Origin of the sequence: Streptomyces sp. NPDC048504, from assembly GCF_043200035.1 — a bacterium.
In the GTDB taxonomy this organism is placed as follows: domain Bacteria; phylum Actinomycetota; class Actinomycetes; order Streptomycetales; family Streptomycetaceae; genus Streptomyces.
The window spans coordinates 78,018-97,545 of record NZ_JBICXA010000005.1 but is presented as its reverse complement, the minus strand read 5'-3'; the positions used below and the strand labels follow the sequence as shown (position 1 = coordinate 97,545).

The following is a 19,528-nucleotide window of genomic DNA, read 5'->3' as shown; positions in this document are numbered from 1 at the left end:
GAGCTAGTTGGCCGTCATTCGTGGATGCAGGAGACCCATGCCCGACCTGCCGACTCCTCAGGACGCCGCTGAGGCAGCGCTCTTCACCGAGAGCTGGGACGCCGTGCTGTCCTACGCCGACCTGTGCACGTCCGGCGCCGCCTCGGCCACCGAACTGGCCAGCGAGGCCTTCGCACTTGGCATCCAGGAGGCCCGCTCCGCCGGGTCCGGTCCGATGCGTGGTCCGGCCCGCCGGGTGCTGCCGGTGATACCGCTGCTGCTGACCGCCGTTCGGACTACGGCGGCCACCTGGGAGCTCGCCGGGCGGGGGCACCGGCTCGATCCGGACCTGCGGCTGTGGCTCAACTCCGAGAAGGCGGCGCGCTATCACGGCATGCCGTTGCAGCGCCCGATCGCGCTGCGCGGTCTGCGGGACCTGCAGGAGGCGGACGCGGCGCTGCTGTGGCTGGCCGAGGTGGAGGCGCTGCCGCTGCCCGTCGTGGCCCGCCGGCTCAGCCTCGACCCCGCCGTCGTCTCCAGTGAACTCGCCCAGGTACGGGCCCTGTTCAGGGACCGCTGCCACCGCAACCACCTCGACACCCCGATGGACGCGGAGTGCCGCAGCTACGCCCGGCTGCTGGACGCGGTGACCCGGTCACCGGCCGCCGACACCCCCGAGGACCTCTCCCGGCACCTCGCCACCTGTGTGCAGTGCGCGGAAGCGGCCGCATGTCTGCGGCTCGCGGGCGGCGGACTGCCCGCGGCCCTCGCCGGCGGGGTGATCGGCTGGGGCGGGCTCGCCTATCTGGAGCGCCGCCGCCGGGCCGCCGAGGTGCGGCTGGGCGCGGGGCGCCCCGCGGTCGAACTGGAGGCCGGGGAACCGAAGGAGGGCGCGAGCAAGGCGCGCCTCGTCCGCAACAGCCTGCTCGCCGCGGCCGTCCTGCTGTCGCTGGTGGCGCTCGGGGTGTCGATGATGCCGATGGGCGGCACCGGGCACGACAACGCGGCCAGCGACGACGCCGACAGCCGGCCGGTGGGGGATCCCGCGCCCACCCTGTCGTCCGTCGGCAACCACCCGTCGGGCAAGGCCTCGCCGACCGCCCGGCCCGCGACGAGCGGCACGGCGACCGACACCGGGGACAAGAACCCCGACACGGAACCGCAGGGCACCGCCTCGGCCACGGCGGGCAACTCGCCCGACCCGACGAGCAGTTCGGGCTCCGGTTCAGATTCCGGATCGGGTACGACCACGCCGGCGAGCTGCGACGTCACGTACGACCTCGTCAACCAGTGGCCCGACGGCTTCCAGGCCGCCATCACCGTCACCACCACCAAGGCCCTCGACACCTGGCGCGTCGCCTGGTCCTACCGCGACGGCCAGCAGGTCACCCAGATGTGGGACGCGAGCGTCGCCCAGGACGGCGCCCGGGTCACCGCCACCGCCGCCGACTACAACAAGAACGTCGCCGCGGACGGCAGCTTCACCTTCGGCTTCCTCGGGACGTGGAACAACAGCAAGAACTCGGCGCCGTACGGCTTCACGCTCAACGGCGCGGCCTGCGAGTAGTCCGGTCCGTCTTCGTCCCCGTCCCCGTCCTTCCGGAGGGGCTGTCACCCGCCCCGGCACGTTCTCCGGACGGGTGACGACCACAGTCGGCGAACTACGCGCTCACGAACCGGTGTTACCGCGCTTGCCGATCAAGTCCCGGTACAGGGCCGCGCGTTCCTTATCCGTCTTGGGCTTGGCGAATCCGGCCTTCCAGCCTTCTCCAGGTCCTTCAGCTGCTGCACCCAGTCGCCGAACTCCTTGAGGTCGACGTGCCGTTGGCTCGCGCCGAGCGGGGCATTGCCGCCGGGCCCGGCGGTCTCCAGACCGATCTGAAGTCCACCGTCGCGCTTGTCGGTCGGGGGCTTGTACCCCATGAACATGTGCCCGTACGACTCGTTCGGGAGGATGGTGTCGCCGTGGTAGTCGGTGTTGCCCATGCCCCCGGTGGCCACGGGAAGGCCGTAGAGGTGACTGTGGGGATCGAACCAGTTCTGCACGGTGGCCCCGATCTCGCCCTTCTCCACGAAGCCGCCGCGCGTTCCGTCCGCCTGGTTGTCGCCGATCTCCATGTGATGTGTGCCGAACCCGCGCCGGTACACCGGCTTCTCGGGCGCCGACCTGAGCTCCCAGGGCTTCCGGTTCTCCTTGGTGATGTGGAGCCACGGGGGCAGCTCGTATCCGTGCTGGCCGTCGGACAGTTGAGGGATACGGATGTTCACACGTCCGCCGTAGGCCAGCGCGTGGGCGACGTCGTCCTTGAAGTCGTCGTGGATGCCGGTCTCCGGGTTGAAGACCTTCAGCCCCTCCTTCAGGGCCGCGTCCGGTACCGCGTCACTGATGCCGGGCGGGAGCATGGTCGCGACGAAGGTCTGGAAGATCTGGTCGTTCCGTTCCCCCGGTAGCTGGTCCTTCTCGGACTGCGGGGTCCCCTCGGCGTGCATGGCCATGTGGCGGCCGAGCTGGTGGTCCGAGCGGCCGGGCTTGTCCGGTGACTTCCCCTGGCCGCGCTCCTCGATGTTCTGATGCCAGCGGAGGGTGGCCACGAGGAGACGTTTGCCCTCGGGCTGTTCGAGCCAGTTGTGGAAATTGCCCGCCTTGATGTAGGCCTCGGCTTCGGTGGCGGTGCACATCCCCACGGTCTTCAGCCGCTTGGGGTCCTCGGCCCCCACGGCCTTGATCGCTTCGAGTTCCGCGTCTGTGAAGCTCGGGCCACCGCGCACCCGCTGGTGGATGACCGCCCCACGTCCTTGTTCCTGATCGCCTCCTCACCGCCGACGAGCAGCCGCGCGAGCCGGGCGATGGCCGGGGGCGAGGCCGCGATCGGGGGTGACGGCGAGGCCTGGGGCGGAGTCGTGGTCGACGGTCCGGGCCGGTCCGCCCGCTGGACGGGGAGGCCGCCGTCCACGCTGCGCTGCACCGCTCCGCCAGGTAAGTCGGCCCCGGGGAGCGACAGTTCGGGGGCGGCACCCCGCGCCAGCTTCCGGCCGTTGGCGCCGGCGCTCCGCTCGAACGGGTCGTCCGGGTGGGAGACCTTCTCGCCTCGGCCGTTGTCGGTACCGGGCACGGGTCCCAGGGCCTGCTGGCGTACGTGGTCGACCTCTTCGTACATCACCTCGTCCTCGACACGATCGCCGCCGAGCACGATGTGCGAACCGGTGGTGTAGGCCAGGGCGCCGAGCTCGTCGGCGGAGCGCTGAGCGACGGGGTTGTCGTGCACGCGCACGTGGCCGAAGTCCATGCTGTACGCCTGCTCGGCGCGCTGGAGGATGCGGGGTTCCAGGGGGAGTCCCGGGGAGCCGACGGCGTCGACCACGGATGCCCGCTGCTGCACGGGAACGGCTCCCTCGGCGGTATGTGCCTCGGGCCCGCTGTGCTGCTCGTCGGCGCGCTGCTCGTCCCGGGCCCGCTGGATCGCGCGGGTCACCGCGGCGTTTCCGGCGGTCTGCTGGAGTGCTGTGAGTGGGGGAAGGGCGGCGGCGGGCCGGCCGCTGTCCGAGACGCGGGGCGTCCGCCGGTGCGGTCACCGTTCGGGCGGTTCTCTCCCTGGATGCGCATATGCGGTTCCCCTTTGGTCGGCGGGCGCCCTTGCCTGTTGCGGGTGCTCTTCCCTCTTACCTGATGGGTGGTCGGGGGTGGGGAGTCCGTAGGGGCAGAGTCGGGGCAGACTTGGCCGCCGGCTGACCAGGCCCTGGCCGTCGCGGTGAGTGCGGCCAGGGCCCCGGTGTCAGGCCCGGGTGCGGCGGCGCAGGGCGATGAAGCTCAGGGTGCCCGCTCCGCCCGTGATGAGGGCCGAGGCGGTCATGGTGGTCGCCGAGATTCCGTTGCTCCCGGTCTTGGCCAGTTGCGTGGTCGATCCGGAGGTTGTCCCGGAGATCGTTCCGGAGGATGTCGTGGTGGTGGCCGTGGGCGAGGTGGAGGGCGTGGACGAGGTGGTCGGGGTGGCCGAGGTGGAAGGCGTGGCCGAGGTCGTCGGGGTGGTGGTGCCGGAGGTGGCCGCCTTCACCGTGATCGACCCCGATGCTCCGCAGAACGTGGTGCCGGTGAAGGGCGTCGATCCCTCGTTGACGAACGCGCAGGGGTGCACGGTGGTCTTTCCGGCCGGGGTGTTCTTGAGGTAGGTCACGCGGAACTTGGCGGCCGTGTCGCCGTGGGCGGCCAGGGCGGAGTCCTTGCCGGTGATGGCGAAGCCGTACACGTCCGGTTCGGCGGGGGCGGTGATCGGCTTGAGGGTCGTCCAGGTGCCGGAGTGCAGCACCTGCACGGTGGCGTAGCGGCTGGTGAACAGCACGCCCGTCACGTTCTCGTACGCCGAGGCCGTGGGGTTGGACACCGTGGCGCCGAAGGTCACCCCGGGTCCGCCCGCGGTGGCGGTGGTGGGTACGCCGGACAGTCCGGCGGTGAGTCCGTCGACCTTGACGGTGTCCTCGTCGGTGTCGTTGGCGGCGCCCGAAGCGCCGTAGGAGATCAGGGTGTTGAGCTTCAGGTGGTCGGCGCCGCCGTTGCTGTCGCCGTGGTGCGGGGTGCCCATGGGGAGGCCGAGGCGCAGGTGTACGGTCCGCGACTGGGCGGCGGCCAGGGCGAAGGACTCGGGCAGTTCGCCGGAGAACCGCGTACCGGTCAGCGTCAGCGGCACGGTCTTCCATGTCGTTCCGCTGAGCCGGTACTGCAGGCTGACGGCGTTCGGCGGCAGGCCGGCGCCGCCGTCGATGTGGTAGATCAACCGCGCCGAACTGGTGTCGTCCGTACCGACGTTGGACGCCGTGGTGGTGAACTCGACCGGCTGGCCCCCCAGTCCGATCTCCTCCGGTGCCGCGGTCGAGACGGCCAGGGCGGGCGGCTGCGAGTCCGTCGTCGCGGCCGTGGCCGCCGGCGCCAGGACGGCTCCGGCTCCGGCCAGCAGCAGGCCGGCCCCCGCGACCGTCACGGACGAACGCAGTGTGCGTGCAGTGCTGTTCAACGTTTCCCCCAGGATGCGTGTACGGCGCGGTGGACTGCCCCGCCGGAGACGGCGAGCTGAACCGCCCTCCGTTCACGCCCAGTTGGACCTGCTGCCCCCGCATTCCGTTGTGGCGTCCTGTGCGACGGTTCTGTCACCGGAGGGTTGTGGTTTCGTGCGGCCGTGGTGCCGGGGGCCGTCCTGTCGGCCGGGTGCGGGGGCTGTCATGATCGGGTCGAGGAGACCGCCGTCGAGGTCGTGGCGGAGGACGCGCTTGGCTCCATGAGGGGAGCAGAAGGCCTCGCCCCAGTTCATCAGGACGTGCACGGCCGGCCACAGGGCGAGGCCCTTGTTCGTCAGCCGGTACTCGACACGGCCGGCCCCGTCGTCCTCGCGGGTGAGCACGCCCTCCCGCGTCAGCGACTTCAGCCGGTTGGTCAACACGGCTCGTGGGACGCCGAGTTGGGTCGCGAAGTCACCGAACCTCCGTACGCCACTGAACTGAACATGTCGACCTTGAGGAGAGTAACCGGCCCTTCTTGCCGGCCGAGATCAATGGGTAGGGGACACGTACAGCGGGCGCTTCATGGGCTCGCGTTAATTCGGTGGCGTCGCACCCCGCGCACCTTTTAAGCTCGGTCCCGTTGGAGCGGCGACCCCGGGTCGTCGTAGGTGACGCGAGCGTGTGGTGTGGGAGGTGTGACCGATGGCTGTCTCTGTGATGGGCTCTGCCCGCCCTCAGAAGTGCATCAAGTCCACCTCCGTGGCCACCGGCTGACCTTCCTCTTCCACCGCGCCCGAGTGCGCGCGCCGGGGCCGCCCTTGTGAAGGGTCTCCCTTGACTTCCAGCTCTGCTTTTCTCGCGCTCGCCCGCTACGGCTGGGACGACGCGTGGGCGGACGAGTTCGCCCGTTACGACGCCGAAGGACTGCTGGCCGGCCGGGTCGTCCGGGTCGACCGGGGGCAGTGCGACGTCGTCACCGCCGACGGCACGCTGCGCGCCGACACCGCGTTCGTTACCCCGAACGACCCGCTGCGCGTCGTGTGCACGGGCGACTGGGTCGCCGTCGAACCCGCCGGCAATCCGCGGTACGTACGGACGTATCTGCCGCGCCGTACCGCCTTCGTGCGCTCCACCTCCTCCAAGCGGTCCGAGGGGCAGATCCTCGCGGCCAACGTCGACCACGCGATCGTGGCCGTACCGCTGACCGGGGATCTCGACCTCGGCCGGATCGAACGGTTCCTCGCGCTCGCGTGGGAGTCCGGTGCCCGGCCCGTGGTCGTGCTGACCAAGGCCGATCTGGTGCCGGACGCGGTGACGTTGTCGTATCTCGTCCAGGACGTCGAGACGACGGCGCCGGGCGTGCCGGTGCTGGCTGTCAGCGCTGCCACCGGGGACGGGATCGATGTCCTCGCCGCGGTCGCCGCCGGCGGTACGTCCGTACTGCTCGGGCAGTCCGGCGCGGGCAAGTCGACGCTCGCGAACGCGCTGATCGGCGAGGACGTGATGGACGTCCAGGCGACCCGTGACGTCGACGGCAAGGGCCGTCATACGACCACCACGCGCAACCTGCTCGCCCTGCCGGGTGGTGGGGTGCTGATCGACACGCCGGGGCTGCGTGGTGTCGGGCTGTGGGACGCGCAGACCGGGGTCGGGCAGGTGTTCGCCGAGATCGAGGAACTGGCCGGGCGGTGCCGCTTCCACGACTGCGCCCACACCGCCGAACCTGGTTGCGCGGTGCTCGCCGCCCTCGACTCCGGTGACCTTCCCGAACGCCGGCTCGACAGTTACCGCAAGCTCATGCGCGAGAACCAGTGGATCGTCGCCAAGACCGACGCCCACGCCCGCGCCGAACTGCGCCGCGACTGGAAGCGGAAGGGGGCGGAGGGGAAGGCGGCGATGGAGGCGAAGCGCGGCCGCTGGGCCTAGCCACGCCGCCGGCCGGTGCTCCACCCAGCCCGGTGCCGCGTCAACACCCCGTCCGATTTCCGCCAGCCCCACCCCCGGGGATGGCGGAGACTGGACAGCGTGATGGACGAAGACACCAGGTACGAAGCCGTGCGGAGCCGGGATGCCCGGTTCGACGGGGAGTTCTTCTTCGGGGTCGCCACGACCGGGATCTACTGCCGGCCCAGTTGTCCGGCCGTGACGCCGAAGCGGCGCAACGTGCGGTTCTTCGCAACCGCCGCCGCCGCGCAGGGCTCGGGGTTCCGGGCCTGCCGGCGGTGCCGTCCGGACGCCGTGCCGGGGTCGGCCGAGTGGAACGCGCGCGCCGACGTCGTGGGCCGGGCCATGCGGCTGATCGGCGACGGCGTCGTGGACCGCGAGGGCGTCGCCGGGCTCGCCGTGCGGCTCGGCTACAGCGCACGGCAGGTCCAGCGGCAGCTCACCGCCGAACTCGGCGCCGGGCCGGTCGCCCTCGCCCGGGCCCAACGGGCGCACACCGCACGGGTGTTGGTGCAGACCACCGATCTGCCGATCACGGAGATCGCGTTCGCCGCCGGGTTCGCCAGTGTCCGCCAGTTCAACGACACGATCCGCGCCGTGTACGCGTCGACCCCGAGCGAGCTGCGGACGGCCAGGACGCCCCACGCGGCCAAGGCGCCGGCGAAGGGGACCGGACCGTCCGCGGGAATTCCGCTGCGGCTCGCCCATCGCGGCCCGTACCAGTCCGCCGCCGTCTTCGACCTGCTCGCACGCGAGGCCGTCCCCGGCATCGAGGAGATCACCGGTATCCCCGGCCGCCGCACCTACCGGCGCACCCTCCGCCTTCCCTACGGCACCGGAATCGTCGCCGTCGACGAACGACCCGGCGCCCTCAGGACCGCGCCCCCCGCCCACCCCGGCGGCTGGCTCGACGCCCGTCTGCACCTCACCGACCACCGCGACCTGACCACCGCCGTCCAGCGCCTACGGCGGCTCTTCGACCTCGACGCCGACCCGTACGCCGTCGACGAACGGCTCGGCGCCGATCCCCGGCTCGCCCCACTCGTCGCCGCCCGGCCCGGCCTGCGCTCACCGGGCACCGCGGACCCTGAGGAACTCGCCGTACGGGCCCTGGCCGGGCGGTCGGAGGCCGAGCGGCTGGTGCGGCGCCACGGCAAGACACTGGACGCCCCGTCCGGCGGCCTCACCCATCTCTTCCCCGAGCCGTCCGCGCTGGTGGACGCCGCCCCCGGCGAACCCCTGACCGCCCTCGCCACCGCCCTGGCCGACGGCACCGTAATACTCGACGCCGGCGTCGACCGGGACGACGCGGAGGAGGCCCTGCTCGCGCTGCCCGGCATGGACGCCGCGACCGTCGCCGTCATCCGCGCCCGCGCCCTCGGCGACCCCGACGTGGCACCGCCCGGCATCGAGATTCCGGATGCCTGGCGCCCCTGGCGTTCGTACGCCGTACAGCACCTACAACACCTGCGCACGGCAGGGGAGTTGGAGTCACGATGACCGTCCCGACGACCGGTCGGACGGTCACCCGCTGGACGAGTTTCGACAGCCCCCTGGGCCAACTCCTCCTCACCGCCGATGAGTTCGGCGCACTCACCTCCCTCTCCGTACCCGGCCAGAAGGGCGGCCGTACCGTCCAGCCGGAGTGGCGTCAGGACCCCGGCCCCTTCCGCGCCGCAGGCGAACAGCTCGCCGCCTACTTCGCCGGTGAACTCAAGGAATTCCAGCTGGAGTTCCGCACCTCCGGCACCGACTTCCGCGAGCGAGTCTGGACCGCCCTCGACTCCGTCCCGTACGGCGCGACGACGACGTACGGCGAGATCGCCGCACGGATCGGCGCGTCCCGGGCGGCTGTTCGGGCCGTGGGAGGGGCGATCGGCGCCAATCCGTTGCTGGTTGTCCGGCCCTGCCATCGGGTGATCGGCGCGGACGGGTCGATGACGGGGTATGCGGGCGGGCTCGAACGCAAGGTCCAACTCCTCACCCTGGAGGACGCGTTGGGGCTGAGCTAGTCCGTTCCCGGTTCCGTCTCCAGGCCCCAGCTGTGGATCCGCCGGGGATGGATACGGATCACTTCCTCGCTCATGTGCGGGCCCAACTCGTGCGGCCCGACCAGGAGTTCCGCCTCGCCGCGGATGTCGATGCCCCTTACCTTCCAGGGCCGGACGCTGACGATGTCGTCCACGACCAGCGCGACCTTCGGGTTCTTCCGCAGGTTGCGCCATTTCTTGGTCGTCCCGAAGAATGTTTTAGGACACCATTAAGCCCGCAGGTCAGAGGCCTGCGGGCTTTGGTGGTCTGTGGTTCGGCCTACCTGGCGGGCCAGTTCTGTACCCACCAGCCCTCGTTCACGATCCGCGAGAGCTGCTCCGTGAACTCGTCGACGGCCTGTTGGGTGAGGTGCTTCTTGGAGGCGAGCCACATGAACTCGCCCTCCTGTTCCACCCCGATGACCGCGCGGTCGCCTGGCAGGGTGTCGCGCAGTTCCATCTTGAATTCTGCTCGGTGCTCGGGCTCCGTGTTCCGCTCGTCCGCCATCGCATTGCCTCCCCAGGTACAACCACGCGGGCGCTCGATCTGACGTTCGAGCGCAGGTGTGGAGTGATCCGTTTGCGCCCCCCAGGCGGATCACCGACCCTGCCATACCGATCAGGGTGTGACCAGAGTGAATCGCAGGGTTATGGAAAGTCGTACTATTCGCCCGACTTGCCCTCTCCATCCTCGCTACGCAGCGCACGCCTCCGGGCAAAGGTCTCCGCGATCTCGGCCAGTTGCCGGCGCTCCTCGGCGGTCATCTCCTCGATGCGCGCCGCGAGAATCCGCGTCGACCGGTCGTGACTCCACACCGGCGCGGTCATCCCGAGGAACTGTGAGGCGACCGCCTCCTGAAGGACCGGCAGAGGCAGACGCAGGCCGATGCTGAGGGCTCGCAGCAGCGGCAGGGGTGGAGTGTCGATGGGCTTGCCGCGCTCGACCTTGCTGAGCCAGCCGAACTTCGCCTGAGTTGGCGGCGGTCCGGGGTCGATGGAGCGTTCTTCGAGGTCGCGGAGGCTGATGCCCAACTCAGCGCGCCGATCCCGCACAAGGTCGGTGAAGTCGCTCCGCTGCGTCTGGTCGGTCATGGCGTGCATTCTGCCCTCTCCGGTCCCCTATGTGGCGCCTGATGTCTACGTTACGCCTATTGATCATTGCGTAAATAGCAGGTCAGGCAACGCAACCGTTCACGCGCCCGCACGAAGTGTCTACGCGAACACCCGGTGCGCGCCATCCCCACGGGGTGTGATGACCGAATTTTGATGCACTGTGCGTCTGCGTAGACAAGATGTCTACGGGTGTGTACTGTCGGTCTTGTTCACGGAAACGCACAAAGCGTCTACGGAGGTGAATAAGTGCGCCCCCAGCAAAACCCCATGGTCCTCGTCAGCCCTGACCTCCTGCGTCAGCTCATGGAGAGGACCGGAGACGGCCGCGAAGTCAGCGTCCGCGACCTCGCCGACGCCGCCGGATGCCACCCCAGCAAGATCGGTCACCTGCGTACCGGAGAGCGCGAAACCGCCGGCGAAGACGAGGCCAAGGCAATTGCCAAACGGCTTGGAGTCGACCTCCTCGTCCTCTGGATTCCCACCGGCCGCGCTAACCCGGCCCCCGCCGAGCCTGAGCACCTCGCGGTTGCCGTATGAGCGCGGGCCCGCTGTTCGACCGCGCGGAGGTCGAGCGTCGTCTCGGTCCTGCTGCTGTCGCGGCGTCTCGTCGGAACGCGGCTGCGGCTCCTCCGCTTCGGCCGGAGCAGATCGAGTTTCTCCGGGGGCTGTTCGCGTCGGTCCGGTTCGCGAAGGACATCCCGCCGGCTGCTGAAGCTGCCTGACCCATCAACGCCGAAGGACCGCCCCCTAGCCCGGATGACGGTCCCTGATCGGCGACCCCACTCAATCCAGAAAGAGAGGCCTCGATGGCCACATCATTCCAGACCCCCGCTCCGGAGCTGACGTTCCGCGAGCAGCAGGACGCCCGTGAGCGGAACGAGCTCGACTACGAGGTCACCGTCAACGTCCTTGGCCTTCCGTCGGCCGAGCACCAGGCCGATGCGGACGCGGTGCGTGTCACCTCTGCGGACATCGGTGTGCTGGCCGCATGGCTGGACGAGAAGGGCGGCACCGTCAGCAGGCTCGCCACGACGCACGGCGTGACGGTGTGGACGCTGTCCACCGTGGCTGGCGCGGACGAGGGCTACGTGGGCTGCCGAGTGTTGGTGACGGTGCCGGTGCCTGAGTCGGGCTGGGTGCCGTGCGAGGTTGTCTCGGCGGTGGCGGCATGAGCGCCCCGACGACTCACGACCCGCTGGTCGTGAACACGAAGGATGGTGCTGTCTGGCAGCGGCGTGCGGTGACGGCTGATGGTCGTGGGCTGTACGCGGTGACCGGGTCGTGCAGCTGCCCGGAGTATCTGATGGCGACGTTGGCGGAGTTGGCGGCGCATGGGATTGCTGGGTCGGCGGATGTGCTGCCGATGCCGGTGGGCGTGCACGTGCCTCCGTGGCCGCCTGCGCCTCGGGACTTCGAGGAGAAGCTGCGGCAGGACGTTGCGCGTCTTCAGGGGCTGCACGCTGACGCGGTCCGTGACGTCCATCGGGCCAACCGCGAGCGGGACTTGATGCGGGAGCGGGTGTCGGAGCCGTTCGGCTGTGCGCACTGCGGCGAGGTGAAGCGTTCGCACGGTCGCCGGTACATCGGCGATGTGGGGATGCACTCGTGGGAGCGGCCGACCGACGAGCAGGTGAAGGCGCGGATGTTGGCGCGCCGTGCCGCTCGGCTGGCCGTCGACGTGATGCACGACGCGGGTCGTCGGGACCGGTATGCGAAGGCGCTGTACGAGTTCGTGAACGGCGCGTTTGTGTGGGAGGCGTGCGACGACGGGGCCTCGTGGCTGGAGGAGGCGGACGCGGCGATCGTCGTCGCGGATGCCGAGCAGGCCGAGTGGCGGGACCGGGTTGACGAGGTCGAGCGGAAGTACATCGTCGACACCGCCGAGCTGAAGCGTCGTATCGCCGAGTTGGAGTCGGAGCGGCACACCACGAACGAGGCCCTCGACGACGCCGTGCAGGCACTGCGGGCCCGAAGCGCCATGGTCTGCCGCACGTGCGGAGAGCCCGTGCGCTGGGTGGAAGCAAAGCTGAGCAATCAGGGCTGGTGGAACCACGCGTCTCCGGTCGCTGACGGACACAGCATCGTGCCCATGCCCGCGTCGCTGGCCAAGTCGGGCGGTGCCTGATGCCGCCCGAGATCGTCGACCTCCTCGCCGGGCTGACCCCTGCGTCCGCTGTGTGTCTCGCGGTGGCCTTGTTCTCGGGCTCCCTGGTGCCGTTCTTCCTGCTGCTGGACGCGGACTTCACCGCGCTGTGGCAGTGGCTGCGGGCTGGTGCTGGCACCGCGTTCGCCGTGCCGCGTGACGCGCTCCTCGACGCTGTCGCTCTCTTCCTCCTCCTCACGACCACCCCGAAGGGGGCCATGGCATGACCAGCTTCTTCGAGACCCACCACGTATATGCGGGCCGCGCTGGCTTGCCCGGCGGTCGCGAGCAGTTCCGCTTCTACTGCACCGAGGTCACCACCGACCCGGAGACGGGGAAGCCTCGCGCCTACGGCTGGCACGGGCGCCGTCGCGCCGCTGATGGCACGTGGCTCTGGGCGCCGAACCCCCGGACGCACGGCGAGTGGAGCGGCGGCGCCTGGACGGACGTCACCGACGAGCCGGGCTGCGACGAGGGCGTCTACCTGAACTCCAAGGGCCACATCCTCGACGACGACGAGGAGCTGCTGGACAACGGCGAGTACCTCGACCGGCACGGCGACACGTGGCGGTTCCTCGGCGGGATCAAGGAGTTCCAGCACGTCAAGCGGGGTGACGAGGAGACCCCGGAGACGGGCCCGAACATCGTCCGCCACTGCGAGTGCGCGGCGCTCATCATCCGCGACTTCGGCCCCATGACCAAGGTGACGGAGGTTGCCCGATGAACCGCATCCGCCTGGCCATCCACCGCCTGTTCTGCCGTCCCGTCATCACCGACCCGATGCCGATCTACACCCGGCGCCTTCCCGACGGCCTGCTGCTGGACTTCGAGGACTACTTCACGTACGTGGTCACCACGATCGCGGACGACGAGGAACTCCTCGCCCTGTTCCTGGAGTTGGCCGCCGACCGGGCCACGGCCCGTGAGCACGACGGGTGGGAGCCGGAGAAGCTGCTGATGGAGCAGCTCGCCGAGCGCGTCGGGCACGAGGTCCCGTTCCGGGGCAAGGCGTTGGCGGCTCTGGCTGCTCGTCTTGCGGCTGGGGTTCCGGCTCCGGCTGTGGTGATCCCGGCACAGCGCCAGGCAGGTGCCTGATGCCGGAGTTCACCACCCGCCGCCGTCTCCTCCTCGCCGCCATACACGACCACGGACGACCCCTCACCACCCAGCTCGCCGCGCAGATGCTCGCCGGTACCTGGGAGTCGTACGGCCGGAACACGGCACGCAAAGACCTCCGAGGCCTGACCCGAGCCGGGCTCCTCACCGCCGTCGACATCGACGGCCGCCGCGTGTACCACCCCACGATCCGAGAGGACTCCCGCCCGTGAGTACCACGACGGAGGCCGGGGCGAGCGCCCCGGCCGCCGGCCGCCGGGTCACACCGACCGGCCGCCTCATCCTCCCCGCCGACGCCGACCGCGCCAACTGGCTCACCGCTCGCCGCGACGGACTCGGCTCCAGCGACGTCGCCGCGATCCTCGGCATCAGCCGCTACGGCAACGCGTTGTCCGTCTGGCACGACAAGACCGGCGGCCTCCCTCTCGAGTCCGACGACTCCGAACCGGCCCTGTGGGGGCGCGCGTTCGAGGAGACGGTCGCCCGCGAGTGGGCCCGCCGCAACCGCTCCGTCGTACGACGGGTCGGCCTCGTCGCCAACACCGAACGCCCCTGGCAGATGTGCACCCTCGACCGCCGCGTCCTGAAGTGCCCGCTCGCCGACGCCGACGAACGCTGCGCCGTCGAGATCAAATGCCGCGACAAGATGAAGGCCTCCCAGTTCCGGGCCGGTGTCGCGGACGACGTCCTCGTGCAAACGCTGTGGCAGGCCGACGTGTGCGGCTTCGACCACGTCCACGCCGCCGTGCTGATCGGCGGGAACGACTACCGGCAGTACGTGATCCGCACCCGGGACCACGCTCAGTTGATCGACGACCTGCGGGCGGCGGGCGAGCGGGCGTGGGAGCAGATCCAGACCCGCCGGGCGCCGGTCCTCGCGCACGACGCAGACCCTGATGTCCTCCTCGACCTGTACGGCCGGCTCCACCCGGACCGTGCCGGGGTCGTCGACATCACCCGGGACATCGACACGCAGGAGGCGGTCGAGGAGTACCTCGACGCGCACGAGGTCTACGCCGCCGCAGAGAAGCGGAAGAAGGCGGCGAAGGCCCGCATCCTCGCCGGGCTCGCCGGAGCCGAGGCGGCCACCGTCCTGGACCGCGTGCATGTGTCCCTCGACGAGCGCACCAAGCGGGCCGCCGACCTGTCCCGGCTGGCCGAGCGCTGGCCGGACGCGTACGCGGACTGCGTCGAGGACCGCACCCACTACCAGCTGAACATTCCCCGCTCAGTCCGTGAGGAGCACAACGCATGAGCACGATCGCTGAGCGGGCCGCCGCCGCAGCTGGCCGCACCTACACCACCGCCGCAGGCCGCACCGTAGCCGAGGTCGAACCGGGCACCTTCGCCGAAGTCTCCGAGACATCGGGCGCCGAGGACCTCACCCCGGCGCCGGACCCGATGGCCGACTACGAGCCCGGCGACGACGACCCGGACATGGTGCCCGTCCACATCGCGTGGCTGCGGGTCCGCCGCGAGATCCGCGCCATCGGCAAGGGCGAGGAGTACAACGAGCGCGGCACCCGCTACAACTTCCGCGGCACGGACACCGTCGTCCAGTACTTCGGCCCGGTCACCCTCAAGCACGGCGTGAACGTCCTCCCGGTCAGGACCGAGACGACCTACGGCACGAAACCCACCAAGTCCGGCGGCACAATGCGCGAGTGCTCGGTCACCGTGACCTGGCACATCATGGGCCCGACCGGCGACGTGCTCGTGCTCCAGACCGCAGGCGAGGCCCTCGACACCTCCGACAAGGCGACGACGAAGGCACAGACAGTCGCCCTGCGGAACCTGCTCCTGAACAGCGGGCTCATCCCGACCGGCGACCGCGACCCGGACGCGGACCGGATCGAGCGCGGTATCGAGGCGCCGCCGCGGTCGGCGGAGTCGTACCGCGACGAGATCCTCGACAAGAAGACGTCGCAGGGGCGACTCCAGCAGATCGGCTACGAGCTGGGCAACCTGCGGATGCTCAACACGAAGGTCGCCAACGAGAACGACGAGCAGGAGACGCTCGACTCTCTCGGCCGCCGCATCTACGGCGAGCGCACGGGCGGTGGCGCGTGAGCTGGCACCTGGAGCACATGGCCGCCCTCGACTTCGAGGCCTCCGACAAGGACCCCGAGACCGCACGCATCGTCACCTGCGCCCTCATCCTCGGCGGCGTCGGCCGCAGCGTCGACGCCCGCACCTGGCTGCTCTCGCCCGGCATCCCGATGGAGCCCGAAGCCATCAAGGTGCACGGCATCACCGACGAGTACGCCGCCGAACACGGCATGCCCGCAGAGCAGGGCGTCGGCGAGATCGCGAAGGCCATCGCCGAAGTCGTCGCCGCGGGCGTCCCGCTGGTCGGGCACAACATCGGCGGCTACGACCTCAACCTGTTGGACCGCGAGTGCCGCCGCCACCTCGGCGACAGCCTCGAAGGGATCTGCCGCCAGCCCCTCACCCGGGTTGTGGACACCCTCGTCCTCGACAAGCACGCCGCCCCGTACCGGCGGCGCGTGTCGGAGAAGCAGGGCCCGTACCAGATGCGGACCAGCGCGGAAACGTACGGCCTGCCATGGGATGAGGAGGCTGCGCACGGCGCGGAGTACGACGCGTTGCAGTCGGCGCGGGTGGCGTACCGGATCGGCGCGATCGCGCACACGCGGCCGGAGGATCGGCCCGATTGGGTGCAGCAGTTGCGGAACCGGCGCGGCCCGTACGACCGATTTAACGACCTGGCGTTCGTGGACGTCGAGGAGTTGCACCGGCGCCAGATCGGATGGGCTGCGGCGTCCGCTGCCTCCTATCAGTCGTGGCTGCGGAACGCGGCGAAGTCGGGAGACAAGCACGACCCGAACGCGGTGATTGACGGTTCGTGGCCGCTGCGTCTGGTCGAGGCGGGTGACTCCGCATGAGGCCTTCCCGGAAGGAACTCGCCGCCCGTATCGAGCAGCTGGTCGGGGAGCGCAACGAGTACAAGGCGCAGGCCCTCGCCAACATCGGCGCGCTACGTCGGGCTATGCGAGAGCTGTCCGACCTGAAGGACGAGGTCGCAGCGCACATCGTCGCCTGCGGCCACCCCGACACCGCCCTCACCGACGCACACTCCGCCGCCATCGCGCTGCGCGAACACCTCGAAGCCCGCGGCATCAACCTCCGCGTGGAGCTGGCCCGGCTCGAAGGGAGCCACCTGTGATCCACCACTACGAGGCCGCGCTCGCCGGCGCGGTGATGGTGATGGCGGTCGGTATGACGTACATCGCCCGCGCGCTCACCCGGATCGAGCCGGTGGAGACACCGCACGGCCGGCACCGCGGGAAGCCGAAGCCGTTCGGCGAGTTGCTGCGGCCGGTGGAGGCCCTCGACCAGTTCGAGGACCACTGCCCGGCCGAAGACCGGGACACCCTCCACATCCGTCTGCACACGGGTGGCGAGCTGTGCACGGAGTGCCGGAACCCGGATCTCCTCGGGGGTGCGGCGTGAGCGGAACAACCGCAGGCGCCATCGTCGCCGCACTCCTCGCGTTCAGCCTGGCTGCCGCGTGCTGGCAGATCCGGCGCGCCAACAACATCTGCGAGGAGGAGCGCGCCCGGGTCCTCGAAGAGGGCCGGATCAGCGGCAGCTTCGCCCCGGCCGCCCGGGCCGCCTCCGAGACGCGTCCCGGCACCGACCTTGCGGAGCAGGACGACCTCGAACTCCTCTACTCGATCCCGTCGTACGGCCTGGGTTTCGAGGTCGGGCGGGCGCGGCTTCAGCAGGCCATCAACGACGACCGCACCAACCAGGGGGACCAGTGACCACCACCCTCTTCGACCTCACCCCGCAGGCTCCGGCCGCCACCACGGCGGCCGGGCCGCGGCCCCTCGTCATCGGCATCGATGCCAGCCTCAACAGCCTCGGCATCGCCGGCGCAGACTGGGCCGACTCCATCCGCCACCCCGGACTCGCCGGCCACGCCCGCATCGACTACCTCCGCCGCGAGGTGGCCGACCGGGCAAAGGCCGCAGACCTCGTCGTCATCGAAGACGTCGCCCGCGGCGCAAAGGGATCGTCCGTCCACCAGATGGCTGGCCTGTGGTGGGTCCTCACGACCGAGCTCTACCGCCGCGGCATCCCCTTCGCCGTCGCCAACCCGCATCACCGGGCGATCTACGCGACAGGGGTCGCGAACCCGGCGAAGGATCATCCGCAGGAGAAGCGGTCCCGGATCGCGAAGGGCATGGTCCACACGTTCGTGGTGGAGCAGCTCGGCATCTGGTGTGAGGGTGCTGGCCGGTACGACATGGCGGATGCTGCCGTGTTCGCGGCTATGGGCCTGGACTGGCTGGGCTACCCGCTCATCGAGGTCCCGCCACAGCAGCGGCGTGCGCTCGATGGCGTGCAGTGGCCGACGCAGACCGTGGCGGTGGCCCGATGATCGTCTCTGGATTCCACGGCCCCGGCGGCGGAGACGAAGGCCGGCGCATCCTCGGCCTCACCGCCCCCGCAATCGGCCTCGAACGGAACGAACACGCCTACGCCACCGCCAAGGCGGCCGGGCACACCGTCATCCTCTGCGACATCTCCCAGTACCCGACCGTGCCGTTCAAGGGCCGCACCACCGGTGGCATCTGGACGCCACCGTGCCAGGCCTGGTCACAGTCCGGGAAGCGCCTCGGCCTCGTCGACCAGCCCCTCGTCCACCAGGCCGTCCAGGACCTCGCCCACGGCCGCGACACCCGCGACCGTTTGAAGGCCGCATGCAAGGACCCGCGGTCGATCCTCGCCGCGGAACCGATGCGGTGGATGTACGACCTGCGCCCGGAGTGGGCCGTCTTCGAGGAAGTCCCCGCTGTGCTCCCGCTGTGGCGCCAGTACGCGCAGATCCTCCGCAGCTGGGGCTACAGCGTGTGGACTGGTGTCCTCAACGCGGCGGACTACGGGCTCGGCCAGGCACGCCGCCGCGCTGTCCTGATCGTCTCCCGCGTCCGCAGCGTCACCGCGCCGGAGCCCACTCACTGCGAGCATCCCGGTGATGGCCTGTTCGGTCTGCGCCTGAAGCCGTGGCGCACCATGGCGGACACCCTCGGCTGGGGCTACACCCAGCGGCCGGCGCCCACGGTGACGGGCGGCGGCACGGAGACGGGCGGCGCCGAACCCTGGTCGTCGACCTCCCGGGCAGCGATGCGCGCGGCGATGGACGATCCCGGGCACTGGGCCTGGCGCAAGCCTGCGCCGACCGTGACCGGCACGGTCGGGCACGTCGGAGGGAAGCAGGCCGGCGGCCACCTCAACCTCAGCCTTGCGGAAGCCGCGCGCCTCCAGTCCTTCCCCGACGGTCATCCGTTCCAGGGCAACAAGGGGCAGCAGGCTCTCCAGGTGGGGGATGCGTTTCCGCCTCTGCTGGCCGCGCACGTCCTGTCCGCGGCAACGGGCGTCCCGATGCCCGCCGAGCACTTGGCGGTGGCGGCGTGAGCTACACCGGCCAAGTCCCCGGCGCCGAGCGCGCACCCGACTGGCGGGCCCGCGCAGCCTGCGCCCCCCGGGACGTTGATCCCGACCTGTTCCACGCCGGCGAACGCGACCCCAACGCCGTGAAGGAAGCCCGCGACATCTGCAACCGCTGCCCGTCCCGCACGGCCTGCCTTGTCAACGCCTACGTCGAGGAAGACGAGTGGGGTATCCGTGCCGGGTTCACGCCGCGGCAGCGTGGTGCGTATCTCCGCAAGGCGGGCGGGAACGTGGCGCGTGCGGTGGCGGATGCGCTGGAGTCCACGGCGGTGCTGCTGCGGGAGATCTACCAGCATCACGCCGTACCGCAGGCGGACGGGCACGTCCTGTGGACCGACCGGCGGGCGTGGGTCAACGTCCGCGGCACCCCGTACACGATCCACCGGCTCGCGTGGGTGGCGCACTACGGCGTCGAGTCGATCGGCCACGTCCGGCGGGTCTGTGATGTCGAGGGCTGTGTGGCGAAGGCCTGTCTGACGGATCAGCGGATGCGGGAGCGGGCTGTTGTCGGGCGGAAGCAGGTGTCGGCGTGAGCGCCCGCTGTGCGCACTGGATCGGTGCCGAGGGCCGGGTCTGCGGGTCCGACAAGGACGTCCACCGGCATGTGAACAGCGTCGTCTGTCCGCTGCATACCCCGTCCGCGCTGGCGGGTCGTCCGGAGCCTGGCACGAAACCCCACCTGACCGGCCAGTAACAAGCGCCCGGGCCACACGAATTGGCCCGGGCACCCAAC

26 protein-coding genes and 2 pseudogenes are annotated in these 19,528 nt (G+C 70.5%); 21 read left to right on the top strand and 7 right to left on the bottom strand.

Annotated features, from left to right (window positions below; all coding sequences use genetic code 11):
* Positions 1-37: 37 nt before the first annotated feature.
* Positions 38-1,546, top strand: coding sequence for a cellulose-binding domain-containing protein (locus tag ACGFY9_RS14255; protein WP_393754011.1), 1,509 nt, complete (start codon positions 38-40; stop codon positions 1,544-1,546).
* 131 nt (positions 1,547-1,677) lie between these two features.
* On the opposite strand, the gene ACGFY9_RS14250 is transcribed toward ACGFY9_RS14255, so the two are convergent.
* The 4 genes and pseudogenes from ACGFY9_RS14250 to ACGFY9_RS14235 all read right to left on the bottom strand — a co-directional run.
* Positions 1,678-2,748 (bottom strand): hypothetical protein, encoded by a 1,071-nt coding sequence (locus tag ACGFY9_RS14250; RefSeq protein WP_393754010.1) that lies wholly within the window; start codon positions 2,746-2,748, stop codon positions 1,678-1,680.
* On the bottom strand, positions 2,670-3,452 hold the full coding sequence (locus ACGFY9_RS14245; protein ID WP_393754009.1) for a DUF4157 domain-containing protein: 783 nt from the start codon (positions 3,450-3,452) through the stop codon (positions 2,670-2,672). Before ACGFY9_RS14245 ends, ACGFY9_RS14250 begins: the two co-directional genes overlap by 79 nt.
* A 300-nt stretch (positions 3,453-3,752) precedes the next feature.
* Positions 3,753-4,985 (bottom strand): hypothetical protein, encoded by a 1,233-nt coding sequence (locus tag ACGFY9_RS14240; RefSeq protein ID WP_393754008.1) that lies wholly within the window; start codon positions 4,983-4,985, stop codon positions 3,753-3,755.
* Positions 4,986-5,057: 72 nt separating this feature from the next.
* Positions 5,058-5,453: pseudogene (locus ACGFY9_RS14235) on the bottom strand (winged helix-turn-helix transcriptional regulator); the annotation flags it as partial.
* Positions 5,454-5,802: 349 nt separating this feature from the next.
* Here ACGFY9_RS14235 and rsgA point away from each other — a divergent pair.
* The 3 genes from rsgA to ACGFY9_RS14220 all read left to right on the top strand — a co-directional run bounded on the left by rsgA (position 5,803) and on the right by ACGFY9_RS14220 (position 8,924).
* Positions 5,803-6,894, top strand: a complete 1,092-nt coding sequence (gene rsgA / locus ACGFY9_RS14230; RefSeq protein ID WP_393754007.1) for a ribosome small subunit-dependent GTPase A — start codon at positions 5,803-5,805, stop codon at positions 6,892-6,894.
* 102 nt (positions 6,895-6,996) lie between these two features.
* Positions 6,997-8,412, top strand: coding sequence for a DNA-3-methyladenine glycosylase 2 family protein (locus ACGFY9_RS14225; RefSeq protein ID WP_393754487.1), 1,416 nt, complete (start codon positions 6,997-6,999; stop codon positions 8,410-8,412).
* Entirely contained in the window at positions 8,409-8,924 is a 516-nt protein-coding gene (locus tag ACGFY9_RS14220; RefSeq protein WP_393754006.1) for a methylated-DNA--[protein]-cysteine S-methyltransferase, read from the top strand. The genes ACGFY9_RS14225 and ACGFY9_RS14220 overlap by 4 nt, the downstream gene beginning before the upstream one ends.
* Here the strand turns inward: ACGFY9_RS14220 and ACGFY9_RS14215 are convergent.
* From ACGFY9_RS14215 to ACGFY9_RS14205, 3 genes and pseudogenes are all read right to left on the bottom strand, one after another.
* Positions 8,921-9,151, bottom strand: a pseudogene (locus tag ACGFY9_RS14215) (pyridoxamine 5'-phosphate oxidase family protein); the annotation flags it as partial. The gene ACGFY9_RS14220 and the pseudogene ACGFY9_RS14215 overlap by 4 nt on opposite strands.
* Positions 9,152-9,222: 71 nt before the next feature.
* Positions 9,223-9,450, bottom strand: a complete 228-nt coding sequence (locus ACGFY9_RS14210) for a hypothetical protein (protein WP_393754005.1) — start codon at positions 9,448-9,450, stop codon at positions 9,223-9,225.
* 155 nt (positions 9,451-9,605) lie between these two features.
* Positions 9,606-10,034 (bottom strand): XRE family transcriptional regulator, encoded by a 429-nt coding sequence (locus ACGFY9_RS14205; RefSeq protein WP_393754004.1) that lies wholly within the window; start codon positions 10,032-10,034, stop codon positions 9,606-9,608.
* Between the two features lie 288 nt (positions 10,035-10,322).
* On the opposite strand from ACGFY9_RS14205, the gene ACGFY9_RS14200 reads away from it, so the two are divergent.
* The 17 genes from ACGFY9_RS14200 (at position 10,323) to ACGFY9_RS14120 (ending at position 19,489) form a co-directional block, all read left to right on the top strand.
* On the top strand, positions 10,323-10,592 hold the full coding sequence (locus ACGFY9_RS14200; RefSeq protein ID WP_393754003.1) for a helix-turn-helix domain-containing protein: 270 nt from the start codon (positions 10,323-10,325) through the stop codon (positions 10,590-10,592).
* 269 nt (positions 10,593-10,861) lie between these two features.
* The gene (locus ACGFY9_RS14195) at positions 10,862-11,227 is read left to right on the top strand and encodes a hypothetical protein (protein ID WP_393754002.1); all 366 of its coding nucleotides are present in this window, start codon (positions 10,862-10,864) and stop codon (positions 11,225-11,227) included.
* Positions 11,224-12,180, top strand: a complete 957-nt coding sequence (locus ACGFY9_RS14190; protein WP_393754001.1) for a hypothetical protein — start codon at positions 11,224-11,226, stop codon at positions 12,178-12,180. Before ACGFY9_RS14195 ends, ACGFY9_RS14190 begins: the two co-directional genes overlap by 4 nt.
* Positions 12,180-12,425: a hypothetical protein gene (locus ACGFY9_RS14185; protein WP_393754000.1), complete on the top strand. Its 246-nt coding sequence runs from the start codon at positions 12,180-12,182 to the stop codon at positions 12,423-12,425. Before ACGFY9_RS14190 ends, ACGFY9_RS14185 begins: the two co-directional genes overlap by 1 nt.
* Positions 12,422-12,922, top strand: coding sequence for a hypothetical protein (locus ACGFY9_RS14180; protein WP_393753999.1), 501 nt, complete (start codon positions 12,422-12,424; stop codon positions 12,920-12,922). The genes ACGFY9_RS14185 and ACGFY9_RS14180 overlap by 4 nt, the downstream gene beginning before the upstream one ends.
* Entirely contained in the window at positions 12,919-13,293 is a 375-nt protein-coding gene (locus tag ACGFY9_RS14175) for a hypothetical protein (RefSeq protein WP_393753998.1), read from the top strand. Before ACGFY9_RS14180 ends, ACGFY9_RS14175 begins: the two co-directional genes overlap by 4 nt.
* Positions 13,293-13,526 (top strand): hypothetical protein, encoded by a 234-nt coding sequence (locus tag ACGFY9_RS14170; RefSeq protein ID WP_393753997.1) that lies wholly within the window; start codon positions 13,293-13,295, stop codon positions 13,524-13,526. The genes ACGFY9_RS14175 and ACGFY9_RS14170 overlap by 1 nt, the downstream gene beginning before the upstream one ends.
* The gene (locus tag ACGFY9_RS14165; protein WP_393753996.1) at positions 13,523-14,569 is read left to right on the top strand and encodes a YqaJ viral recombinase family protein; all 1,047 of its coding nucleotides are present in this window, start codon (positions 13,523-13,525) and stop codon (positions 14,567-14,569) included. Before ACGFY9_RS14170 ends, ACGFY9_RS14165 begins: the two co-directional genes overlap by 4 nt.
* Positions 14,566-15,384: an ERF family protein gene (locus tag ACGFY9_RS14160; RefSeq protein ID WP_393753995.1), complete on the top strand. Its 819-nt coding sequence runs from the start codon at positions 14,566-14,568 to the stop codon at positions 15,382-15,384. The genes ACGFY9_RS14165 and ACGFY9_RS14160 overlap by 4 nt, the downstream gene beginning before the upstream one ends.
* Positions 15,381-16,220, top strand: a complete 840-nt coding sequence (locus ACGFY9_RS14155; RefSeq protein ID WP_393753994.1) for an exonuclease domain-containing protein — start codon at positions 15,381-15,383, stop codon at positions 16,218-16,220. Before ACGFY9_RS14160 ends, ACGFY9_RS14155 begins: the two co-directional genes overlap by 4 nt.
* Complete coding sequence (locus tag ACGFY9_RS14150) at positions 16,217-16,501, top strand: hypothetical protein (RefSeq protein WP_393753993.1); 285 nt, start codon at positions 16,217-16,219, stop codon at positions 16,499-16,501. The genes ACGFY9_RS14155 and ACGFY9_RS14150 overlap by 4 nt, the downstream gene beginning before the upstream one ends.
* A complete protein-coding gene (locus tag ACGFY9_RS14145; RefSeq protein WP_393753992.1) occupies positions 16,498-16,788 on the top strand; it encodes a hypothetical protein in 291 nt (96 codons plus the stop codon). Before ACGFY9_RS14150 ends, ACGFY9_RS14145 begins: the two co-directional genes overlap by 4 nt.
* Positions 16,785-17,102 (top strand): hypothetical protein, encoded by a 318-nt coding sequence (locus tag ACGFY9_RS14140; protein WP_393753991.1) that lies wholly within the window; start codon positions 16,785-16,787, stop codon positions 17,100-17,102. Before ACGFY9_RS14145 ends, ACGFY9_RS14140 begins: the two co-directional genes overlap by 4 nt.
* A complete protein-coding gene (locus ACGFY9_RS14135; protein WP_393753990.1) occupies positions 17,099-17,722 on the top strand; it encodes a hypothetical protein in 624 nt (207 codons plus the stop codon). Before ACGFY9_RS14140 ends, ACGFY9_RS14135 begins: the two co-directional genes overlap by 4 nt.
* Entirely contained in the window at positions 17,719-18,759 is a 1,041-nt protein-coding gene (locus ACGFY9_RS14130; RefSeq protein ID WP_393753989.1) for a DNA cytosine methyltransferase, read from the top strand. The genes ACGFY9_RS14135 and ACGFY9_RS14130 overlap by 4 nt, the downstream gene beginning before the upstream one ends.
* Entirely contained in the window at positions 18,756-19,328 is a 573-nt protein-coding gene (locus ACGFY9_RS14125; protein WP_393753988.1) for a WhiB family transcriptional regulator, read from the top strand. The genes ACGFY9_RS14130 and ACGFY9_RS14125 overlap by 4 nt, the downstream gene beginning before the upstream one ends.
* On the top strand, positions 19,325-19,489 hold the full coding sequence (locus tag ACGFY9_RS14120) for a hypothetical protein (RefSeq protein ID WP_393753987.1): 165 nt from the start codon (positions 19,325-19,327) through the stop codon (positions 19,487-19,489). Before ACGFY9_RS14125 ends, ACGFY9_RS14120 begins: the two co-directional genes overlap by 4 nt.
* Positions 19,490-19,528 lie beyond the last annotated feature (39 nt).